This window comes from Kribbella sp. NBC_00662 (assembly GCF_041430295.1).
Classification (GTDB): Bacteria; Actinomycetota; Actinomycetes; order Propionibacteriales; family Kribbellaceae; genus Kribbella.
Map to the genome: position 1 here is coordinate 6,456,708 of NZ_CP109029.1, position 21,586 is coordinate 6,478,293.

19 protein-coding genes are annotated in these 21,586 nt (G+C 69.5%); 10 read left to right on the forward strand and 9 right to left on the reverse strand.

Going from position 1 to position 21,586, the window contains the following annotated elements:
• Window positions 1-48 precede the first annotated feature (48 nt).
• Window positions 49-834 carry an ArsR/SmtB family transcription factor gene (locus OHA10_RS31960; protein WP_371402484.1) on the forward strand — a complete coding sequence of 262 codons (786 nt, stop codon included), beginning with the start codon at window positions 49-51 and terminating at the stop codon, window positions 832-834.
• Window positions 835-847: 13 nt separating this feature from the next.
• Here the strand turns inward: OHA10_RS31960 and OHA10_RS31965 are convergent, their stop codons facing one another.
• The 3 genes from OHA10_RS31965 to OHA10_RS31975 all read right to left on the reverse strand — a co-directional run bounded on the left by OHA10_RS31965 (window position 848) and on the right by OHA10_RS31975 (window position 4,838).
• Window positions 848-2,974, reverse strand: coding sequence for an ATP-dependent DNA helicase RecQ (locus OHA10_RS31965; protein ID WP_371402485.1), 2,127 nt, complete (start codon window positions 2,972-2,974; stop codon window positions 848-850).
• A gap of 63 nt (window positions 2,975-3,037) precedes the next feature.
• Entirely contained in the window at window positions 3,038-3,517 is a 480-nt protein-coding gene (gene soxR, locus OHA10_RS31970) for a redox-sensitive transcriptional activator SoxR (RefSeq protein WP_371402486.1), read from the reverse strand.
• 46 nt (window positions 3,518-3,563) lie between these two features.
• Complete coding sequence (locus OHA10_RS31975) at window positions 3,564-4,838, reverse strand: MFS transporter (protein ID WP_371402487.1); 1,275 nt, start codon at window positions 4,836-4,838, stop codon at window positions 3,564-3,566.
• Between the two features lie 71 nt (window positions 4,839-4,909).
• Between OHA10_RS31975 and OHA10_RS31980 the strand changes: the two genes are divergently transcribed.
• Window positions 4,910-5,893 (forward strand): GlxA family transcriptional regulator, encoded by a 984-nt coding sequence (locus OHA10_RS31980; RefSeq protein WP_371402488.1) that lies wholly within the window; start codon window positions 4,910-4,912, stop codon window positions 5,891-5,893.
• A gap of 3 nt (window positions 5,894-5,896) precedes the next feature.
• Here OHA10_RS31980 and OHA10_RS31985 read toward each other — a convergent pair whose 3' ends face one another.
• Entirely contained in the window at window positions 5,897-7,018 is a 1,122-nt protein-coding gene (locus tag OHA10_RS31985) for a M24 family metallopeptidase (RefSeq protein WP_371402489.1), read from the reverse strand.
• Between the two features lie 45 nt (window positions 7,019-7,063).
• On the opposite strand from OHA10_RS31985, the gene OHA10_RS31990 reads away from it, so the two are divergent.
• The 3 genes from OHA10_RS31990 to OHA10_RS32000 are packed head-to-tail and all read left to right on the forward strand — an operon-like array spanning window position 7,064 to window position 10,357.
• Window positions 7,064-7,870, forward strand: coding sequence for an alpha/beta fold hydrolase (locus OHA10_RS31990; protein ID WP_371402490.1), 807 nt, complete (start codon window positions 7,064-7,066; stop codon window positions 7,868-7,870).
• Window positions 7,871-7,880: 10 nt separating this feature from the next.
• Window positions 7,881-8,756 (forward strand): SDR family NAD(P)-dependent oxidoreductase, encoded by an 876-nt coding sequence (locus tag OHA10_RS31995; RefSeq protein WP_371402491.1) that lies wholly within the window; start codon window positions 7,881-7,883, stop codon window positions 8,754-8,756.
• Window positions 8,753-10,357: an AMP-binding protein gene (locus OHA10_RS32000; protein WP_371402492.1), complete on the forward strand. Its 1,605-nt coding sequence runs from the start codon at window positions 8,753-8,755 to the stop codon at window positions 10,355-10,357. Before OHA10_RS31995 ends, OHA10_RS32000 begins: the two co-directional genes overlap by 4 nt.
• Here the strand turns inward: OHA10_RS32000 and OHA10_RS32005 are convergent.
• Window positions 10,344-11,126, reverse strand: a complete 783-nt coding sequence (locus tag OHA10_RS32005; RefSeq protein ID WP_371402493.1) for an LLM class flavin-dependent oxidoreductase — start codon at window positions 11,124-11,126, stop codon at window positions 10,344-10,346. The two genes, OHA10_RS32000 and OHA10_RS32005, sit on opposite strands and share 14 nt — an antisense overlap.
• A gap of 58 nt (window positions 11,127-11,184) precedes the next feature.
• Between OHA10_RS32005 and OHA10_RS32010 the strand changes: the two genes are divergently transcribed.
• The 3 genes from OHA10_RS32010 to hrpA all read left to right on the forward strand — a co-directional run bounded on the left by OHA10_RS32010 (window position 11,185) and on the right by hrpA (window position 16,756).
• Entirely contained in the window at window positions 11,185-11,589 is a 405-nt protein-coding gene (locus tag OHA10_RS32010; RefSeq protein ID WP_371402494.1) for a universal stress protein, read from the forward strand.
• Between the two features lie 78 nt (window positions 11,590-11,667).
• Window positions 11,668-12,534 carry a TIGR03619 family F420-dependent LLM class oxidoreductase gene (locus OHA10_RS32015; RefSeq protein WP_371402495.1) on the forward strand — a complete coding sequence of 289 codons (867 nt, stop codon included), beginning with the start codon at window positions 11,668-11,670 and terminating at the stop codon, window positions 12,532-12,534.
• Between the two features lie 310 nt (window positions 12,535-12,844).
• Window positions 12,845-16,756: an ATP-dependent RNA helicase HrpA gene (gene hrpA / locus OHA10_RS32020; protein WP_371402496.1), complete on the forward strand. Its 3,912-nt coding sequence runs from the start codon at window positions 12,845-12,847 to the stop codon at window positions 16,754-16,756.
• On the opposite strand, the gene OHA10_RS32025 is transcribed toward hrpA, so the two are convergent.
• Complete coding sequence (locus OHA10_RS32025; protein ID WP_371402497.1) at window positions 16,753-17,694, reverse strand: helix-turn-helix transcriptional regulator; 942 nt, start codon at window positions 17,692-17,694, stop codon at window positions 16,753-16,755. The two genes, hrpA and OHA10_RS32025, sit on opposite strands and share 4 nt — an antisense overlap.
• A gap of 63 nt (window positions 17,695-17,757) precedes the next feature.
• Here OHA10_RS32025 and OHA10_RS32030 point away from each other — a divergent pair, with 63 nt between their 5' ends.
• On the forward strand, window positions 17,758-18,603 hold the full coding sequence (locus tag OHA10_RS32030) for a DinB family protein (protein ID WP_371402498.1): 846 nt from the start codon (window positions 17,758-17,760) through the stop codon (window positions 18,601-18,603).
• Here the strand turns inward: OHA10_RS32030 and OHA10_RS32035 are convergent.
• Window positions 18,600-19,418 (reverse strand): AraC family transcriptional regulator, encoded by an 819-nt coding sequence (locus tag OHA10_RS32035; RefSeq protein WP_371402499.1) that lies wholly within the window; start codon window positions 19,416-19,418, stop codon window positions 18,600-18,602. The genes OHA10_RS32030 and OHA10_RS32035 overlap by 4 nt on opposite strands.
• Before the next feature lie 70 nt (window positions 19,419-19,488).
• On the opposite strand from OHA10_RS32035, the gene OHA10_RS32040 reads away from it, so the two are divergent.
• Complete coding sequence (locus OHA10_RS32040; RefSeq protein WP_371402500.1) at window positions 19,489-20,235, forward strand: phytanoyl-CoA dioxygenase family protein; 747 nt, start codon at window positions 19,489-19,491, stop codon at window positions 20,233-20,235.
• Window positions 20,236-20,277: 42 nt separating this feature from the next.
• Here OHA10_RS32040 and OHA10_RS32045 read toward each other — a convergent pair whose 3' ends face one another.
• Together OHA10_RS32045 and OHA10_RS32050 are read right to left on the reverse strand one after the other, a co-directional pair.
• Window positions 20,278-20,694 (reverse strand): VOC family protein, encoded by a 417-nt coding sequence (locus OHA10_RS32045; RefSeq protein WP_371402501.1) that lies wholly within the window; start codon window positions 20,692-20,694, stop codon window positions 20,278-20,280.
• Window positions 20,695-20,878: 184 nt separating this feature from the next.
• Complete coding sequence (locus OHA10_RS32050; RefSeq protein ID WP_371402502.1) at window positions 20,879-21,550, reverse strand: CGNR zinc finger domain-containing protein; 672 nt, start codon at window positions 21,548-21,550, stop codon at window positions 20,879-20,881.
• Between the last annotated feature and the right edge of the window lie 36 nt (window positions 21,551-21,586).

Genomic DNA, 21,586 nt, shown 5'->3' on the forward strand with positions numbered 1-21,586 from the left:
CAGCCAAACGGCTGCATGATCCGGCGGCATGATCAATCGGGAGGCGTGATGGACGACGAGGTGTTCCGTGCGCTGGCCGACCAGAGCCGGCGGCAGCTGCTCGACATGCTGAACGCCCGCAACGGCCAGACCCTGCGCGAGCTCTGCGCGGGCCTCGACATGGCCCGGCAATCGGTGAGCAAGCACCTCACGATCCTGGAGACCGCGAACCTCGTCACCACCGTGTGGCGCGGGCGCGAGAAGCTCCACTACCTCAACGCCGAGCCGATCAACGCGATCGCCGACCGCTGGATGACCCGGTACGACCGCCGGCGGGCGCAGATGTTCGCCGATCTCAAGACGGTTTTGGAGGCCGAACCCACCATGAGCGACAACGACTTCGTCTACACGACCTACATCAGGACCACGCCGGAGCGGCTCTGGCAGGCGCTGACCGAGCCGGAATTCACCGCGCAGTACTGGAACCTGTCGCACGAGACCGACTGGAAGCCGGGCTCGGCGATGGTCTGGCACATGGGCGACGTGTCGATGGCCGGCCCGGGGCAGGTCGTGATCGAGCACACGCCGTACACGCGGCTGTCGTACACCTGGCACAACATCACGCCGGAGTTCGCGAAGGCGGTCGACCTGCCGGCCGACGTGTACGAGAAGACCAGCCGCGAGCCGCTGTCCACGGCGACGTTCGAGCTGGAGCCGGTGGACGACAAGGTGAAGCTGACCGTGATCCACAGCGGCTTCGGGCCCGACAGCGTGCTGCGAACCATGATCCAGCATGGGTGGCCGGAAGTCCTGTCCGACCTGAAGTCCTTCCTGGAGCTGGCTCCTGTTCGGTGATCGGGCGGGATGGTCAGGGGCGTTTGTGGATGACGAGAGGCAGGACGGCGGCCGCGCCGGCTTCGCGGAGCTTGGCGGTGGCGACGGTGACCGGCCACTGGGAGGACGTCGCATCGACCAGGAGAAGGACGGTCCGGGCTGCGATGGACTGGGCCGTCGCCTGGTCGACCTGGATGCCGTCTCGCCAGACCCGGGCCTCCTCAGCTGACGACAGGTCGTCGGTGTAACCGGTCCGGTCGATCGTCAGCTCGGCGCGGTCCAACCTGCCGACCCCCGCCACGTGATCGGCGATCGTCGACGTCAGCTCCTGATACCCAGCCGCAGCGAGCGGCACGACGACCTCAGGGCGGGCGGACCACGAACCGCGCCAGCGCGACAGGGCAGCCACGGCACCGGACTTGAGTGCCTCCACAGCATCGGGCGCCGAGGAAGCGTTGAATGCCCCCTGCACCACCTCACGCCACTCCGGCGCATCGGCGTACACGATGATGCGGCCGGGCTCGGCCGACAGCGCCGGCGGGATCTTCCCGCGAGCGCCGAACGCACCTCCCGGCCACATCTTGCGCGGCTCCAGGACGTGCACCTCACCGCGCAGCAACTGGACGATCGCCGCGACCGTCTCCGGATCGGGCCGCGACTCCAGCGGAGCGGGCAACTCCCCCAGGCAGACCGAGCAACGTCCGCACGGCTCGGCCGACGGGTCGTCCAGCGACTCCTGCAGAAGTTGCATCAAGCAACGATCACCGCGCGTGTAGGCGCGCATGATGTCCGCCTCGCGACGGCGCACCGACACGATCCCGTCGTAGTGCTCCGCGTCGAACGTCCAGTCCGCCCCGGTCCGCACCCAGCCGCGCTCGACCCGCTCGACCGCTCCGTCCACCGCCAGCTGCTTCAGCATCAACTCGACCCGCGTACGCCGCAGGCCGGTCTCCGCCTCGAGCGCCGGAGCCGTCGCCGGCTCGTCCGGACCGTACCCCTCCAAGGCCCGGAGCAGGCGCTGCACGTTCTCCGGCACCGGGATCGTCGCCGTCGCGAAGTAGTCCCACACCCCGGAGTCCGCATCCGACGGCAGCAACGCGACCACCGCATGATCGATCCCGCGCCCCGCACGGCCGACCTGCTGGTAGTACGACACCGGTGACGGCGGCGACCCGACGTGCACCACGAACCCGAGGTCCGGCTTGTCGTACCCCATCCCCAACGCCGAGGTCGCGATCAACGCCTTCAGCTGGTTCGCCCGCAGCGCGTCCTCGAGGCTCTCCCTCTCCCCCGCCTCCAGCTGACCCGTGTACGCCGCGACCGGCACATCCCGGCCGTGCACCTCTTGGATCACCGATGCCAGCCGCTGCGCATCGGCGACCGTCAACGCGTAGACGATCCCGGACCCCGGAAGCTTCGGTAGCTGGTCGACGACCCAGGCAAAGCGATCGAGCGGAGACAGCTTGTCCACGACCGCGAGCTGAAGACTCGCCCGCGCGAGCGGCCCACGCAGTACGAGAGTCGACTCCCCCAGCTGCTTCGCCACGTCATCAGTCACCCGCGAGTTGGCAGTAGCTGTCGTTGCAAGGACAGGAGTCTTCGGGTTGAGCTGCTGCAGCACGTCGGACACGCGCCGGTAGTCCGGCCGGAAGTCGTGTCCCCAGTCCGACACCGCATGCGCCTCGTCGATCACCAGCAGCCCGACCTGGCCGGCCAGCCCGTCGAGCACCCGTCGCCCGAACCCCGGGTTGGCCAACCGCTCCGGCGACACCAGCAGCACGTCGATCGCACCCGAGCGCAGGTCGTGCTCGATGCCTGACCACGCATCGATGTTGTTGGAGTTCAAGGTCGCCGCGCGCAGCCCGGCCCGGCTCGCGGCCGCGACCTGATCGCGCATCAACGACAGCAGCGGCGAGACCACCAGCGTCGGGCCGGCGCCCTCCGATCGTCTGATCGCGGTCGCCGCCCAGTACACAGCCGATTTGCCCCATCCGGTCGCCTGCACGACGAGCACCCGCGCCGCAGGCTCGCACAGCGCCGCGACCGCGGTCTCCTGATCCGCGCGCAGCCGGGCGTCGTCGCCGGCGATCGCACGAATCACGTCACCGGCGACCTTCGCGCGGTCGTCGGTCAGAGCCAGCGGTCCATCGGTCTCAGCCATGCCCGAACCCTAGACGCCCGCACCCCCAGTTCGCTGGCCGCGACCCCGGAGCTGTGGACAACCTCAGGCGCACTTCCCCGGACGGCACGGCTCGCCCTCGGTGTCCATCAGCCGGCGCGGCCCCGGTCCCTTCGCGGCCAAGGCGTCGTAGGGGTTGGCCAGGGCACAGCGATCGAGGGACAGGCAGCCGCAGCCGACGCAGTCCTTGAAGTCGTCACGCAGCTGCTCGAGATGCAGGATCCGGCGGTCGAGCTCGGCCTGCCAGCACTCCGAGATGCGCTCCCAGTCGGCCCGCGTCGGCGTCCGGTTCTCCGGCAGCAACTTCAGGATCGCGGCGACCTCGGCGAGCGGTACGCCGACCCGCTGGGCGATCCGGACCAGCGCCACCCGGCGCAACGTGTCCCGCTTGTACCGGCGCTGGTTCCCCGACGTACGGCGGCTCAGGATCAAGCCCTGGCGCTCGTAGAAGTGCAGCGCCGAGATCGCTACGCCGCTGCGCTGCGACAGCTGCCCGACGGTCAGCTCACCAGGCTCGATGTCCATCGCCCATCCCTCCAACCTCAACTTAAATCGAGGCTAGCGGACAGGGTCACGCAGTAACGAGTCGCCGTCCGATGCTCGCGGACATCAGCGCGGCCGCCGCGCACAGTCCGCCGGCCAGGTACCAGGCGAGGTTGTAGCTGCCCTGCGCATCCCGGATCCAACCGGCACCGGTGGCCGCCAGCGCAGCGCCGACCTGGTGCGAGGCGAACACCCAGCCGAACACGATCGGCCCGTCCTGCCCGAACCACTCCCGGCACAGCGCCACGGTCGGCGGCACCGTCGCTACCCAGTCCAGCCCGTAGAAGATGATGAAGACCCAGGTGCTCGGCGCGGCGGTCGGCCCGAGCAGCGACGGCAGGACCAGCAGCGACAGACCACGCAGCGAGTAGTAGGCGATCAGCAGGAACCGTGGGTCCCACCGGTCGGTCAGATAGCCCGAGAAGATCGTCCCGCCCACGTCGAACAGGCCCACCAGCGCCAGCAACGACGCAGCGGTCGTGGCAGGCATGCCGTGGTCGTGCGCAGCCGTCACGAAGTGCGTCCCGACCAGTCCGTTCGTCGACGCACCGCAGATAGCGAACCCACCAGCAAGCAGCCAGAACGCGGGCCGCCGTACAGCCATGCCCAGTGCACGCACCGCTCGCAGCGCACTGCTACCTGTCGTTTCGACCCGCTGCCCGGCAGTGCTCCCCTCCGGAGCCCCGTACGCCCTGAGCCCGACATCACTCGGGTAGTCGCGCAGGAAGAACAGCACCAGCGGTACGACGGCCAGCGCAGCACCAGCCGCCACCAGCGCAGGGACCCGCCAGCCGTGGTGCGACGCCAGGGTCGCGATCAGCGGCAAGAAGATGAGCTGACCGGTCGCACCGGCCGCGGTGAGGATCCCGGTGACCAGTCCGCGGCGGTGGACGAACCAGCGCCCGGTGATCGTCGCCACGAACGTCATCGACATCGACCCGGTGCCTACGCCGACCAGGAGACCCCAGCAGAGAAGCAGCTGCCACGAGGACGTCATGAAGACGGTCAGGCCGCTGCCCAAGGCGATCAGCACCAGCGCGCCGCTGACGACCTTGCGCAGACCGAGTCGATCCATCAGCGCGGCGGCGAACGGCGAGATGCCGCCGTACAGCAGCAGGTTGATCGACACCGCCGAGGAGATCGTCGCGTGCGACCACCCGAACTCCTCGTGCAGCGGATCGAGCAGCACGCTGGGCACCGAACGGAACCCTGCCGCGCCGATCAAGGTCACGAACCCCACCACGGCGACCGCCCAGGCAAGATGCACCCGGGGAGCCTTCTTCGTCTCGAGAATCTGCGTCACCCGATCAAGGGTGCGGGTTCGACCGCCATCGAACTAGTGGCCAGATGGACAACATGTGTCAAGATACGGCCATGAGCCCACGACACCTGACGTCCGTCGGCCCGCACGTCGTCGCCGTCCTGGCACTGGAGCCGGTCGTCGGGTTCGACCTGACCATCCCGCCGACCGTACTGGGCGCGGCGACCAAGGCCGACGGCACCACGCTGTACGACGTCCGCATCTGCGGCCTCGGCGGCCCGGTCCGGGCGGGAGCCGGGTTCAATCTCGTCCCGGACCACGGACCCGAGGCGCTGGCCGAAGCCGACACGGTGATCGTCCCGGGCACCTACATCCACCAGCCGCGGTACGACGGCACGCTGCCCGACGACCTGGCCGCCGCGCTCGCGACGATCCGCCCCGGCACCCGGATCGCCTCGATCTGCACCGGCGCCTTCGTCCTCGGAGCGGCCGGCTACCTCGACGGCCGGCCCGCGACAACGCACTGGGAGCGGGCCGACTTGTTCCGCAGCGTGTACCCGCAGGTGAAGCTCGACGAGGACAAGCTGTTCATCGACGACGGCGACATCCTCACCTCGGCCGGACTCGCCGCGGGCGTCGACCTCTGCCTGCACCTGATCCGTCGGGACTTCGGCAGTGAGGTCGCGAACCGGGCCGCCCGGCATTGCGTCGTACCGCCGTGGCGGGACGGCGGGCAGTCGCAGTTCATCGAGCACGCCGTCCCGGCAGAAGGCAGTGAAGGTACTTCGCCGACGCGGGCCTGGGCGCTCGCACGTCTCGGCGAGGAGATCAGCCTGGCGGCGATGGCGGCGAACGCCAAGATGAGCGTGCGCACTTTCAGCCGGCGCTTCAAAGCCGAGACCGGGCAGTCGCCCGGCACCTGGCTGCTGCAGCAGCGCGTGCGGCACGCCTGCAACCTGCTGGAGACGACCGACCTGTCGGTCGACCGCGTCGCTCACGAAGCAGGTCTCGGGACCGCCGCGTCGCTGCGCCACCACCTTCGCTCCGAGCTCGGCGTCTCGCCGCTCGCCTACCGCAAGACCTTCCGCGCGGGCTGAACCTCAGAGCACCACGAGGTCGTGCGGCTGGTTGTTCATCGACTCGCCGCCGTCCGCGGTGACCACGACGATGTCCTCGATCCGCGCACCCCACCGGCCCGGCTGGTAGATGCCCGGCTCGACGCTGAACGCCATCCCCGCCTCGAGCGGCAGGTCGTTGCCCGCCACGATGTACGGCTCCTCGTGCACGTCCAGCCCGATCCCGTGTCCGGTCCGGTGGATGAAGTACTCACCGAACCCGGCCGCGGCGATCACGTCGCGCGCCGCCGCGTCGATCGACTCAGCCGTCACACCGGGCCGCACCGCGTCCACCGCGGCGTGCTGGGCCTCCTGCAGTACGGCGTACGTCGCAGCCACGTCGGCGTCCCGCGGCGTGCCGACGGCGTACGTGCGGGTCGAGTCGGAGTTGTAGCCCTCGGCAACAGGTCCGCCGATGTCGACGACCACCACGTCACCGGCTTCGATGACCCGCTCGGACAGAGCGTGGTGCGGGCTCGCGCCGTTCGGGCCGCTTGCGACGATCACGAAGTCCGCCTCGGTGTGCCCCTCCTCGACGATCGCGGCGGCGATGTCGGCGCCGACCTCCGCCTCCGTCCGCCCCGGCCGCAGCCACTCGCCGACCCGGGCGTGCACGCGGTCGATCGCCGCACCCGCCTTCCGCAGTGCCTCGATCTCCGCCGAGTCCTTGCGCATCCGAAGCTCCCGGACGATCGGCCCGGCCAGCACCTGTTCGGCCTTCGGCAAGGCGTCGCGGATCGCCAGCACGTGCAGCGCCGGCGTGAAGTCGCTGACCGCAACCCGCTCCGGGTCGCCCAGGCGCTCGGCAGCCAGGTTGTAAGGATCGACACCGTCAACCCAAGTGATGACGTCGACCCCGAGCTCGCCCAAGCCCGTGAAGCCAGGTGCTTCGAGCTTCGGTACGACGAGCGCCGGCGTGCCGTCCGCGGGGATCAGCAGTGCGGTGAGCCGCTCGAACGAGCCGCCCGGCTGACCGATCAAGTAGCGCAGATCCGAGCCCGGCGCGATGACCAGCCCGGTGCCTGCCGCGGCCGCGCGGGCGCGGTCGAGGCGGGAACGGAGTACGGCGAAGTCGGGAATCGGGGGCAGTGCTGAGCGACGGGCCATGGGGCGACTCTAGAACTGTCGGCTGCGATTGCTAAAACCTCTTTCATGACTCTGCACCATGTGGCCTTCGGCGAGGGCGTCCCGGTTCTGGCGTTGCACGGCTGGACTCCGGACCACCGGCTGATGACCGGCTGCCTCGAACCGATCTTCAGTCAACTCACCGGATACCGGCGGATCTATCCCGACCTGCCGGCCATGGGCCAGAGCCCGGCCGGCGACATCGACAGCTCCGACGGGATCATGGCCGCGGTGCTCGAGTTCATCGACGAGCAGATCGGCGACGAGCCGTTCCTGCTGATGGGCGAGTCGTACGGCGGGTACCTCTCCCGTGGCCTCGTCGCCCAACGCCCCGAGCAGATCCTGGGCATGGGCATGATCTGCCCGACCGGCACACTGTGGCACAAGGACCGGAAGGTGCCGGAACACGTCGTACTGCGCACCGAGCCGGGCGTGCTCGAATCGCTGACCGAGGGCGAGGACTTCACCGAGCTCGCGGTGGTGCAGACCGCGGCTGCCCTCGCCGCCTACCGGGCCGATGTCGCGCCCGGTCTCGCGATCGCGGACCTGGCTGCGATGGATCGGATCCAGGAGAAGTGGGCACTGTCGACGGCTCCGGAGAGCGGTCCGGTCTACACCCGGCCGACGTTGGTGCTGTGCGGCCGGCAGGACGCTGTCACCGGCTACGAGGATTGGTACGAGCTGCTCCCTCACTACCCGCGCGCGACCTTCGCTGTGCTCGACATAGCTGGGCACAACCTGCAGATCGAGCAGCCCGAGTTGCTCGGCGTCCTCGTGCGGGACTGGTTGCAAAGAGTCAGCCAGGGGCTCCCGCGCGTGGCTACCAGCGGGTAATGTCGGCGGCATGACTGGGAAGCGTCCGTTCGGGTGGCCGTTGCTTGTCGCGCTGACCAACGGGCGCACCCGGATCTCCGACGAGCGGTTGACCGCAGCCGTACGGGACAAGGTGGTCCTGGTGACCGGTTCGTCGTACGGGATCGGCGAGGCGACGGCGCGACGGCTGGCGGCGGCCGGGGCGACGGTGTTGCTGGTGGCGCGGACCGAGGAACAGTTGCAGGTGGTCGCCGATGAGATCCGGGACGGCGGCGGGTCGGCGTACGTGTATCCGGCGAACCTGGCCGATCCGGGCGCGGTCGAGGAGCTCGTGCGGACGGTGCTGGCCGAGCACGGACAGGTCGACGTACTGGTCAGCAATGCCGGGAAGTCGATCCGGCGTTCGGTCGCGGACACGTACCAGCGGTTCCATGACATCGAGCGGACCAACGCGATCAACTACCTCGGCCCGGCGAAGCTCGTGCTCGAGCTGCTGCCGTCGATGCGGGAACGCCGGTCGGGTCACATCGTGAACGTGTCGACGGCCGGGGTGCGGACCCCGCCGATGGCGCGGTGGTCGGCGTACCTGGCGTCGAAGAGTGCCTTCGATGTGTGGCTGCGATGCGTCGCCCAGGAGGTTCGCGGGGACGGGGTGACGACATCGACCGTGTACATGGGGCTGGTGCACACGCGGATGAGTGAGCCGACGCCGCTACTCAACAAGCTGCCGGGGCTGACGCCTGAGCAGGCCGCCGATCAGGTGTGTACGGCGGTGGCAGAGCGGCCGCACAACATCACGCCGCCGTTCGTCCGGCCGGCTGATGCCGTAGGCAACTTGTTGCGGGTGCCGACGGACCGGTTGCTCGAGCAGTACTTCCGGCGTACCGGAGGTGGGAAGAAGCGATGAGAACGATCCGCCCGATCGGACCGATCCGGCCGCCCGAGTGGCTGATGCAGGGTGCGGCCGAGGTCGGCGAGGTGTCGCTGGCGCTCGTCAGGTCCGGAGTGTGGCGGTCGGCCGGGCCGGCGCAACTGGTGCGGATCGAGCGGGCGCTGCGGACGTGGGGTCAGTCGATGGCTGCGCTCGGCGTGATCGCGGCGATCCGATGGCCTGATCGTGCGGCGGTGATCTCGGGTGCCAGTCAGCTGACGTATGCCGAGCTGGACCGGCGGTGCGAGCGCATCGCGGCCGGCATGCACGCGCAGTACGACATCGTTGCCGGTAGCAAGGTCGCGGTCCTGTGCCGGAACCACATCGGCTTCCTGGAGGCGACGCTGGCCGCGTCCCGGATCGGTGCGGATGTCCTCTTCGTGAACACGGAGTTCGCGGCGCCTCAACTGCAGGCGGTCCTCGAACGGCACCGGCCGGATCTACTGGTCCACGACTTGGAATTCACGGTGCCGGAGGGCATCCCGGCCATCGGGTCCGATCTCGAGGAACTGGCTGACAGTCGTACGGCGAGTGCGCCGGTGCCGGAGTCGGCCGGGCACATCACGATTCTGACCTCGGGGACCACGGGGACGCCGAAGGCAGCACCTCGGGTGCCTACTGCGGTGGGGTTGGCCGGGTTGACCGCCAGTGCGCTCAGTCGGTTCGGGGTGCGGTCGGGTGAGCCGGTCATCATCGCGCCGCCGTTGTTCCATGGGCTCGGGTTGTTGACGTCGATGCTGGCGTTGTTCCTCGGGGCGCCGTTGGTGTTGCGGCCGAAGTTCGACGCGGCGACCCTGCTGGCGGATGTCGAGAAGACGCGCGCTGGTGCCGTGGTTGCCGTGCCGGTGATGTTGCGGCGGATGCTGGAGCTCGGGCCGACGGCCATCGCGGAGCACGACCTTCGTTCGTTGCGGGCCGTGATCTCCGGCGCGTCGCAGCTCGGTGTGCCGTTGGCCGAGCGGTTCATCGAGGTGTTCGGGCCGGTGCTGTGTGATGCATACGGGTCGAGCGAAGTGGGCATCGCCACGATCGCGAACTCCGCCGATCTGCTCGACGCGCCCGGGACAGTGGGTCGCCCGTGCCTCGGCAGCTCGATCCGGATCCTCGACGACCAGGACCAGGAGGTGCCGACCGGGACGACCGGGCGGATCTTCGCGGGTGGCGGGCTCGTGTTCGCCGGGTACTCCGATGGTTCGAGCAAGACCGTGGTCGACGGCCGGATGAGCACCGGTGATCTCGGTCATCTCGACGGCGCCGGCCGGCTCTTCGTCGACGGGCGTGAGGACGACATGATCGTCTCCGGCGGCGAGAACGTGTACCCGGTCGAGGTCGAGGAGTGCCTGGCCGCGCATCCCGCGGTCGCCGAGGCAGTCGTCACCGGCGTACCCGATGACGACTTCGGTCAGCGCCTGGTCGCATACGTCGTACTGCGGGAGCCGGTCACCGAGGACGAACTGATCGCGCACGTGAAGGCGAACCTGGCCCGCTACAAGACCCCGCGCCAGATCGTCATCCTCGACGACTTCCCGCGCAACGCCACCGGCAAGGTCCTCCGCGGCAAACTCAGCCCGCCGTGAACAGGTCGTAGAACCGCGTCATCCGCTCGAGTGCGTCACGCTCGTCTCCGAACGACACCGCGACCGTCTCGGCACCGGCCTCGGCGAGCTCATGAGCCATCGCCACGACAGGTTCCGGATCGCCACCGGACCAGTCGAGCCGGGTGCCGACCTTCACCTTCCGCTCCCCGAACGACCGGAGTCGCGCGACCGAGGCGCTGAACCCGGCGCCGTCGAGCCCGAGCCCCTGCCACTCGTCGCCGAACCTGGCCGCCCGCCGCAGCGCCGGCGTCGTCGTACCGCCGATCATGATCGGCAACGGCGCCCGCAGCTTCGGCTCGAACACCCCGCCGCGATCGCGTCCGTCGAACAGGTCGCGGACGATCTCCAGCGACGCGTCCGTACGCCGCCCACGCTCCTCGAACGGGACGCCGACCGCCGCGAACTCCTCGCGAGCCCAGCCTGCACCGAGCCCGAGTACGACGCGCTCGCCCGACAGCCGATGCAGGGTCGCGGCCTGCTTGGCGACGACGAACGCGCTCCGGAGCGGCAGCACCAGCACGGACGTGCCGAAGCGGATCCGGGTGGTGCGCGCCGCGAGGTACCCGATCGTCACGAGCGGCTCGTACACCCCGCCGTACGTCGAGCCGAACTCTGCCGGCGGAAGCAGGTGGTCGGGCAACCACGCCGTACCGTAGCCCAGCTCCTCGGCTGCCACGGCCAGCTCGACCAAGCGCTCGGGCGACATCGCTGCCGACTCGTCCGGGAGGACCACCTGCAGTTCAACCATGCGCTTGACCTTAACCGGCTGACCTTCGGCGAGGACGATTGATGGGAGAGTGGGTGCCGTGAAGATTCTCGTCGGATACGTGCCATCGCCCGAAGGTGAGGCGGCGCTCACCGCCGCGGCGACCGAGGCCTCGCTGCGCGGCGCCTCCGTCCTGCTCCTGAACACCAGCCGCGGCGACTCCTACATCGACGCCCGCTACGCCAACGCCGACGAGTTGGCCGCCGCCGAGGCCAAGCTGCGCGAGCAAGGTGTCGAGGTGTCCATCCAGCAGGCCCTCACCGAAGGCGACGTGGCCGGCGCACTGCTCAAGGCAGCCGCCGCCGAGGACGTCGGCCTGATCGTGCTCGGTCTGCGCCGCCGCTCCCCCGTCGGCAAGCTGATCCTCGGCAGCACCGCCCAGCGCGTCCTGCTCGAGTCCCCGGTCCCGGTCCTCGCAGTCAAGGTCCCGTCACCGCACGACTGACCGCAAGTACCCGCCGCCCGCTCCGACTGACGGGTGTACGGGCGCCTTCGGGGTGCCCTGGAGCGGAAGGAACTGCGGATGTCATTTCCCGAGGTTGGCGTCGGGCTGCCGGTGGTGGGCCTGCGCGGGCCGGATGCGGTGGTCGAGATCGCGACGACCGCCGACGAGCTCGGATTCGCGGCGGTGTCGGTGTTCGAGCGATTGCTGGTGCCGGCGGCGCCGGATTGGGTGAATCACGCCGGACTGCCGCGGGAGTCGGCGTACGACGCGTTGGAGACGCTGACGTACGTCGCGGCGCGGACGGAGCGGGTGCGGTTGCATACCGCCGTCCTGGTGCCGCTGTTCCAGCAGCCGGTCGTGCTGGCGCGGCGGGTGGCGACGATCGATCAGCTCTCCGGTGGGCGGATGGATCTGGGGATCGCACTTGGTTGGTTGTCTGAGGAGTTCGTCGCTGCCGGTGTGCCGGAGCGCGGGCGGGTCGCGGCGTTCGAGGAGTCGGTCGCCGTACTGCGGGCGTGTTGGGGGCCCGATCCGGTCGAGTTCGCGGGCGAGCACTACACGGTGCCGATGGCGACGCTCGGGCCGAAGCCGGTGGCGCCGCTGACCCTGTACGGCGGTGGGATCGCGCAACCGGCTGTTGAGCGGGCTGCCCGGATCGCGGATGGGCTGACGCTGGCGCATCGCGACTGGGAGTCCACCTGCGCGGCGATCGGCTGGTACCACCAGGCGGGCGGTTCCGGGCCGATCATCCTCCGCGCCGGGCCGATGAAACCGCATCCGATGCTGCAGGGGCCGGTGGGTTTCACACCCGAGACGATCCTGGACGACCTCCGGCGGGCCGCCACGGAAGGCATCACCCGGGTCGACTGGGACCTCAACCTCGTCAACACCCCGATTCCCGACCAGGTCGCGGCGCTGAAGTCGCTGGCGGGTCACCTGCGGTAATCCGGATGAGGGGCTGGGGGCGGACGCCTAAACTGGACTGGTTATGCCTGATGCCCGGACCGAGTCCCCGAGTCCATCCCCAGCCCCCTCACAAGACCCAGCCGCCACACGTCGCCCTCGCCGTCGTCGCAGGCCGGGCCCAGGAGGCAACAACGCCACCCCGGCACCCTCGACCGACGAGCGCGCCCAGCGCGGCGGCTCGCCCAGCACCCCGCCCACCGCAGGCGGCGCTCGCAGCGGCGGCTCCGCCAGCGCCCCGCCCGCTCGCAAGCGTCGCGGGTCCTCTGATGACACCGCCGTCGAGGACGGGGTGAGTTTGGCGGAGGTTGTTGCGCGGCTGGATGACCTGACGGCTTATGACCGGGAGCAGCTCGGGAAGCGGTTGGAGCGGGTTCGGACTACGAAGGAAGCTCGGAAGCGGGAGCAGGCGCTGCAGGGTGTGATCGGCGCAATCGAGCAGGCCGAGCGTCGGGTCGAGGTGCGGCGGAGCGCCGTACCGGAGATCACCTACCCGGAAGAGCTGCCGGTCAGTCAGCTCAAGGACGAGATCGCGGCAGCGATCCGGGACAACCAGGTCGTGGTGGTCGCGGGTGAGACCGGGTCGGGTAAGACGACGCAGATCCCGAAGATCTGTCTCGAGCTCGGGCGTGGGATCCACGGCATGATCGGCCACACCCAGCCGCGCCGGCTCGCCGCGCGGACCGTCGCCGAGCGGATCGCCGAGGAGCTCGGGACCGAGTTGGGCGAGACGATCGGTTTCGCCGTCCGGTTCACCGACAAGGTCAGCGAGCGCTCGCTGGTCAAGCTGATGACCGACGGCATCCTGCTGAACGAACTCCAGCGCGACCGCGACCTGAGCAGGTACGACACGCTGATCATCGACGAGGCGCACGAGCGCAGCCTGAACATCGACTTCATCCTCGGCTACCTCAAGCGTCTCCTCCCCCGCCGCCCCGACCTCAAGGTCATCATCACGTCGGCGACGATCGACCCGGAGCGGTTCGCCGCGCACTTCGCCGACGCGCAGGGCAACCCGGCCCCGATCGTCGAGGTCTCCGGCCGGACCTACCCGGTCGAGGTGCGGTACCGCCCGATCAACGACCCCGAGGATCCGGCCACGATCGACCGCGACCAGACCCAGGCGATCCTCGACGCCGTCGACGAGCTCGAGCACGAGGCCGACGGCGACATCCTGGTCTTCCTCAGCGGCGAGCGGGAGATCCGCGACACCGCCGACGCGCTCAACGACAAGTTCCGCGGCGAGCGGCGTACGACCGAGATCCTGCCGCTCTACGCCAGACTCTCGAACGCCGAACAGCATCGCGTCTTCCAGTCGCACTCCGCCCGCCGGATCGTGCTCGCGACGAACGTCGCCGAGACCTCGCTGACCGTCCCCGGCATCAAATACGTCATCGACCCCGGTACGGCGCGCATCTCGCGGTACAGCCACCGCACCAAGGTCCAGCACCTGCCGATCGAGCCCGTCTCGCAGGCGAGCGCCAACCAGCGCAAGGGCCGCAGCGGTCGCACGAGCGACGGCATCGCGATCCGGTTGTACTCCGAGGAAGACTTCACCAACCGCCCGGAGTTCACCGACCCCGAGATCCTGCGGACCAACCTCGCCAGCGTCATCCTGCAGATGACCGCGATCGGGCTCGGCGACATCGCGGCGTTCCCGTTCATCGACGAGCCGGACAAGCGCAGCATCACCGACGGCCTGCAGCTGCTCACCGAGCTCGGCGCGATCGACACCCCGAAGGGCGGCAGGCTGACCCCGATCGGCCGCCAGCTCGCGCAGATCCCGCTCGACCCGCGGCTGGCCCGGATGATCGTCGAGGCCGACAAGCACGCCTGTGTCCGCGAGGTGATGGTGATCGCGGCCGCGCTGTCGATCCAGGACCCGCGCGAGCGACCGACCGACGCCGAGGCGCAGGCCACCCAGTCGCACGCCAGGTTCCGCGACCCGAACAGCGACTTCCTCGGGTACCTGAACCTCTGGAGCTACCTGAAGAAGCAGCAGAAGGAACTGTCCGGCAACCAGTTCCGCCGGATGTGCCGCAGCGAGTACCTGAACTATCTGCGCGTCCGCGAGTGGCAGGACATCTACGCGCAGCTCCGCCAGGTCGCGTCCCAGATCGGCGTCAAGCTCAACAGCGGCGAGCCGGCCGACCCGCAGAGCGTGCACATCTCGCTGATGTCCGGGCTGCTCAGCCACCTCGGTATGAAGGACCCGTCGAACCAGCACCAGTACCTCGGTGCTCGCGGCACCAAGTTCGCGATCTTCCCCGGCTCCGGGCTGTTCAAGAAGCCGCCGCAGTTCGTGATGGCCGCCGAGCTGGTCGAGACCTCGCGGTTGTGGGCCCGGGTGAACGCGAAGATCGAGCCCGAGTGGGCCGAGGACCTCGCTCCGCACCTGATCAAACGGTCGTACTCCGAACCGCACTGGGAACGCAAAGCCGGCGCCGTGATGGCGTACGAGAAGGTCACGCTGTACGGCGTACCGATCGTCGCGCGGCGGAAGGTGAACTACGGGAAGGTCGACCCGGAGGTGTCACGCGAGCTGTTCATCCGGAACGCGCTGGTCGAGGGCGACTGGGACACGCACCACAAGTTCTTCCACGAGAACCGCAAGCTGATCGAGGAAGTCGAGGAGCTCGAGGAGCGCACCCGGCGGCGTGACCTGCTGGTCGACGACGAGACGCTGTTCGCGTTCTACGACGAGCGGATCGGTCCCGAGGTCGTGACCGGGCGGCACTTCGACACCTGGTGGAAGACCGCGCGGCAGCGCGACCACGACCTGCTCGACTTCGAGCGCTCGCTGGTGGTCCGCGAGGGCGCCGAGGTCCGGGAGGAAGAGTTCCCGCTGCACTGGATGCAGAACGGGATGACCTTCGACCTGACCTACGCGTTCGAGCCGGGTACGGACGCCGACGGTGTGACCGTCCACATTCCGCTGCTCGTGCTGAACCAGGTCACCGCGGACGGGTTCGAGTGGAGCGTGCCCGGCTTCCGCGAGGAGCTGGTCACCACGCTGATCAAGTCGTTGCCGAAGGCGATCCGGCGCAACATCGTGCCGGCACCGGACCATGCGCGGCAGATTCTCCCCGAGCTGGATCCGGCGTCCGGACCACTGACCGACGCGATGGCTCGCGCTCTGCGGGAGCTGCGCGGTGTCGTGATCGAGCCGGGCGACTGGGACTGGAGCCGGGTGCCGGAGCATCTGCGGATGACGTTCCGGGTCGAGGACGACAAGCGCAAGACTGTTGCTGAGAGCAAGGATCTTGCCAAGCTCAAGGAGAAGCTGAAGCCGAAGACCACGGCCGCGATCTCGCAGGTCGCGTCGAAGGCGGTCAGCGGGCTGGAGAAGTCCGGGCTGACGGACTGGACCTTCGGCGACCTGCCGCGCAGCTTCTCCGAACGCCGCAACGGCCTCGCCGTCGCCGGCTACCCGGCGCTCGTCGACGAGGGCAAGTCCGTCGCGATCCGGCTCCAGGAGACCGAGCGCGACCAGACTGCCGCGATGTGGGCCGGCACCCGTCGGCTCCTGCTGCTGACGATGCCGTCGGTGATCGACGTCGTACAGCGTCACCTGAGCAATCAGCAGAAGATGACGCTGATGGCCGGTCCGCATCGCAACGTCGGCGAGTTGCTCGACGACGCGATCGGCGCGGCGGTCGATCAGCTGATGACGGCCGCGGGCGGCCCGGCGTGGAACCTCACCGCGTTCGCGATCCTGCGCGACGCCGTACGGTCGGAGCTCGCGGACACCGTGCTGACGATCCTGCAGCAGGTCGAGCAGGTGCTCGGGCATGCCCGGACCGTCGACAAGCAGATCTCGCGGGCGTCGAGCCCGGCGCTGATCGTGGCGTTGTCGGACGTCCGCGGTCAGCTCGAACGGCTCGTCCACCCCGGCTTCATCACCGAGACCGGCGCCAAGCGCCTGCCGGACCTGGTCCGGTACCTGCGCGGGATGGAGCAGCGGCTCGACAAGCTCGGCGAGAACGCTGCCCGCGACCGCTCCGGGATGGCGATCGTCCAGACGCTCACCGACGAGTACGAGAAGCGTCTGCGCGCCGTACCGACCGGCAAGTACCCCAGCCCTGAGCTCCTCGAGGTTCGCTGGATGCTCGAGGAGCTGCGGATCAGCCTGTTCGCGCAGACGCTGGGTACGCCGTACCCGATCTCGGAGAAGCGGATCCGGAAGGCGCTCGCCGACAGCTAGGAGTCGAGCAGGCGGCGGGCGTGGTCGTGGACGGCGGCGCGGAGTTCGGGCGGGTCGAGGATCTCGAACGGCCAATAGAGGCGGATGACGCCTGAGACCAGGGGACCGAGCTCGTTCGCGGCGAAGCGGACCTCGCAGGTGTTCTCGTCGATGGGATCGACGACGCCTTGGCTGGGCGGAATCATCCGGGCGACCGTGGCGGCGTCCGCGTGGACGCGGACTCGGCCGACGATGTCCCACGGCGCCACTCCGGTGCCTTCGGCAACTAGTGCGACCGGGTCCGGTGGGTCCTCGAACCGGTAGCGGGAGCCGGTCAGCACGGGCTGCGTGATGCGGTCGACGCGGAAGGTGCGCCAGGCCTGGCGGTCGCGGTCGCGCGCGACGAGGTACCAGCGGCGGCCGGTGTGCACGATCTGCAGTGGCTCGACGCTGCGCTCGGACGCCGTGCCGTCATGGGTGCGATAGCGGAACCGGAGGCCCTCAGTATGGCGGCAACCGGCGGCGAGGGTGACGAGCACCTCGCCGTCGACCTGGGGCAGCTCGCCCTGTGGCAGCTGGGTGGTGTGTGCGCCGATGGCCGCGACCCGCTCCTGCAGCCGGGCGGGCAGGACCTGGTGGAGTTTGGCCAGCGCCGAGATCGCCGCTTCCTCGACGCCCGAGACGGTTGTGGTTGTCGCGACCCGCAGGCCGACCGCGATCGCGACGGCCTCCTCGTCTTCGAGCAGCAGCGGTGGGAGCCGGCCGCCCGGACCGAGGCGGTAGCCGCCGCCGATCCCGGCCTCGGCCTCCACCGGGTACCCGAGCGACCTCAGCCTGGTGACGTCACGCCGTACCGTCCGGGGCGTGACGGCGAGCCTGTCCGCCAGCTCGGCGCCGTCCCAGTGCGGGCGCGACTGGAGCAAGGACAGCAGACGGAGCAATCGGGCCGCGGTATCCATCAATTTCCATTCTGCCCCGACCTGCGGACCGATCCTGTCCGCAGGTCGTCCTACGGTGGCCGTATGACCACGCTGACGCAGAATCTCCTGGACCTGTCCGACTTCGCCTGGCAGCGGCTGCGCAACCGGGTGGAGGGCCTGACCGACGAGGAATACCTCTGGGAACCGTTCGACGGCTGCTGGTCGATCCGGAAGTCCGACTCGGGTCTCGTGCTCGAGCGCACGAAGATCCCGCCGGAACCGGAGCCGTTCACCACGCTGGCCTGGCGGATCACCCACATCATCGACATCCTGCAGGAGGACCGCACCGCCACCTGGTTCGGTCACCAACCCGGCCCGGACGACGGCCAGCCACCCGTGCCGGCGTCCGCGGCAGCGGCGCTCGCGGCCCTGGACCACGCGTACGACGTCTGGCGCCGACGCCTTGCCGCCCTCAGCCAGGAGGTCCTCGACCGCCCGATGGGCGAGGCCGCGGGGATGTACGCCGAACACGACGGCACGTCCTTCGCGCTGCACATCCTGGACGAGCTGATCCACCACGGCGCGGAGGTCGGCACGGTCCGCGACTTCTACCGCGGCACGCGCACCGAGGACCCGTTCGCCGCCGCCCTCGCCGGCGAGGTCACACCGACCGAGCAGCCGGCGCTGCTGGCCGAAGCGGCTGTGGCGCAGCGGTGGGAGGTCGTACGTCGGCTCGCCGGCATGGGCTTCGGCATCAACGAGCGGACCAAGGACGGCGCCACCGCCGCGCATCTGGCCGCGGGGACCGGTGCGCTGGACGCACTCCGATTCCTCGTCGAGCACGACGCGGACCTGACCGCTACCGACCCGAAGTTCCACGCCGACGCACTCGGCTGGGCCAAGTGGGGCGAGCAGGCGGAGACCATCGCTTATCTGGAATCGCTCTAGGGCACGAACGCGCGCTGCGAGCGGCGGCGGAAGTCGCGGGGCGGGAGGTCGTGGGCCGCGGTGAAGGTGCGGGTGAAGTAGGACTGGCTGGTGAAGCCGCAGCGGGTGGCGATCGCGGCGATCGACGTATTGGTTGCCGCTAGCAAGGATGCGGCGTGTTCGAGGCGCAGGTCGGTGACGAACGCGGTCGGCGTGACGCCGTACGCGGTCCGCATCGATCGGGACAGGTGAGCGGGGCTGACGCCGGCGAGTTCGAGCAGCCGGGGTACGCCGCCGCGGAGGTTCTGCTCGGCGCGCATCGCCGTACAGACCCTGGCCAGCCAGTCGGGTATGCCGGGCGCCGCGGCGTCGACCGGTGCGAGCAGCTCCATCAGGTCGATCCAGAAGCGGACCAGGTCGTAGGAACTCGGGTTGTCCTGGAAGCGGGCCAGGGCGTGCTCGAAGACGTCGATCGCGGCCGGTTGGTGAAACGTGATCGGGCCGCGGGACGACCAGCCGGCAGTCCGGGTCAGGTCGAGGAAGCCTTGCCAGATCGAGCTGGGGAAGGCGACGTTCACGAACTCGAGCCCGTCGGGCACCGAGCCGCGGACCGCGTGCCGGTCGCTCGGCCGGACCAGGACCACGTCCCCCGGCTGCAACTGTTCTACGCCGGTGGTCAGCAGGTGTTCACCGCTGCCCGAGACGACTCCCATGAACTCGTGGAAGTCGGCGTGGGTGTGCAGTTCGGTGTCGCGGGCTCGGGCCGGGATCCGCACCCGCGCCGCGTGGTACGGCCGCCCGAACGCGTGCGCCTCGAACCGCAGTACCTGACTCACCTCAACACAGTACAAATTCTCGTCAGCCCATTACTAGTCCGCCAGGTCCGGCGAACCGCACGCTGGAGACATGTTCGAAACAGACGGCTACGTCATCTTCCGCGACGTCATCGACCAAGAGCTGGTCAAGGAAGTGAACGATCATGTCGAATGGCTTCAGGCCCGGCATCCCGACGTACGACCCGAACAGCTCGGGCACGTGTACCTGCGCGACGACCCGTTCTGGGTCCGGCTGGTGAGCGACGACCGGCTCGTCGACATCGCCCAGCGGTTCGTCGGGCCGGACATCGCGCTGTTCGCCTCGCACTACATCTCCAAGCCGCCGTACTCCGGCCAGCCGGTGCTCTGGCATCAGGACGCCGCGTTCTGGCCGCTGGACCCGATGGATGTCGTCACGCTGTGGCTGGCGGTCGACCACTCGACGCCGGAGAACGGATGCGTGCGGGTCATCCCCGGGAGCCACCTGTCCGGCGTGGAAGGGATGCGCGACAACACCGAGGTCGAGAGCGTGCTCGGCAAGGAGATCGCGGTCGAGATCGACGAGACCGAGGCGGTCGACATGGTGCTCGCGCCCGGCGACGTCGAGGTCCATCACCCGAACATCGTCCACGGCAGCAACGCCAACACGTCGCCCAACCGGCGCTGCGGGCTGACGATCCGCTACATCCCGACGTCGACGCGGATCACCGATCCGGAGACGCCGTACCCGAGCGCCTTCCATCTGCGCGGCGAGCCGGGGGTGAACAGCTACCAGCCGCGGCCGAGGTACGTCGAGGGCCGGCACTTCCCGTTCACGGCCAGCAGCGCCTGGTCCTGAACATACGAAGGCCCGCCCCGGGTGGGGCGGGCCGCCGGCGTGTTACTCGAGGCAGATCCGGAACGGGTGGCCCGCCGGGTCGGCGTAGATCCGCCAGCCGCGGGCGTTGTCCGCGGGCGGCGGGTCCAGGGGGTCGAGCGGTTCGGCGCCGAGGGCGACCACGGTCGCGTGACCGCTCGAGAGGTCCTCGACGATCAGGTCGAGATGGAGATCCTGCGCGTCGGTGCCGGGCCAGGTGGCCGGCACGTACTGCTCCGAGCGCCGGAAGGCCAGCGTCGAGAAGCCGAGCGACGAGCCGGGGCCGGTCAGGCTCCGCCAGTCGTCGTCACCGTTCTCGTCGATGTCCAGCCCCAGCAGCGCTGAGTAGAACTGGGCGAGCTCGAGCGGGTCCGGGCAATCCAGCACCACCGAGCCGAGCCGCCCGGCAGTACTGCCCGGCTGCTCTGCCACCTGCGTCATCTGTCCTCCACTTTCTGTTGCGTCAGCCTGCTTCCTCGTCCGGGGCAGGCCCGGCCAGGTCCCTCTTGTCGGAAGGCCCGGCCGCCTACGATGACAGGTCGAGGGGACAATTCGCACCTTTCGACACGCGTTCTCGACCAGTGAGCCGATCGCTGACAGTGAAGCTTCGCTCTCGCTACCGCTATTACTGCGGTACGGCGGTAGCGCGTCGGCGCTCCCCCAGCTTGCGGATCTTCGCCCGAGTCCCGCAGTCCTCCATCGCGCACCAGCGGCGGGAACCGTTCCGGCTGCGGTCCAGGAACAGCCAGCCGCAGCCGCCGTCGTCGACCGGACAGGCCCGCAGCTGCCGCAGCTCGACCGTCCGCACCAGCTCGACCGCGGCCACCACCAGGCGGTCCGGGACCAGCTGCGCCGGCGACGTGCCGACGACGAGCTCCGCGACGCCGCGCTCGCGCTGATCATCCGGGAGCAGCATCGAGCGGGCGGCGGCCGCGGACCAGCGCAACATCATGCGCTCGAACGCGGAAGCCTCGCTCCCCTTGACTCCGTCCGTCGCGACGACGGCGCCGGCCGCCCGCGGCGCGAGCACCTCGTACGCCGCCTCGCGGATCTCCAACGTCGCGCCGAGCGCCTTCGCGGCCAGCTCCGGAGCCGAACGCCAGGTGCCCTCGACGGCGCTGTAATCGCGCAGATCGATCAGCCCGATCCGGCGGCTCCAGTCGAGCAGCTCGGCCGGTGAGGTGAGGTAATCGTGCTCGACCGCGCCGCCGCGCAACCGCGGGGTGACCGTGTTCACCAGATCGAGGGCGGGGTGTCCGCCCACGATGCGGAACTCCGCGTGAGAACTGTCGGTCATGGATGAGATGCTACCAGCATCAAACCTTTTACCGGG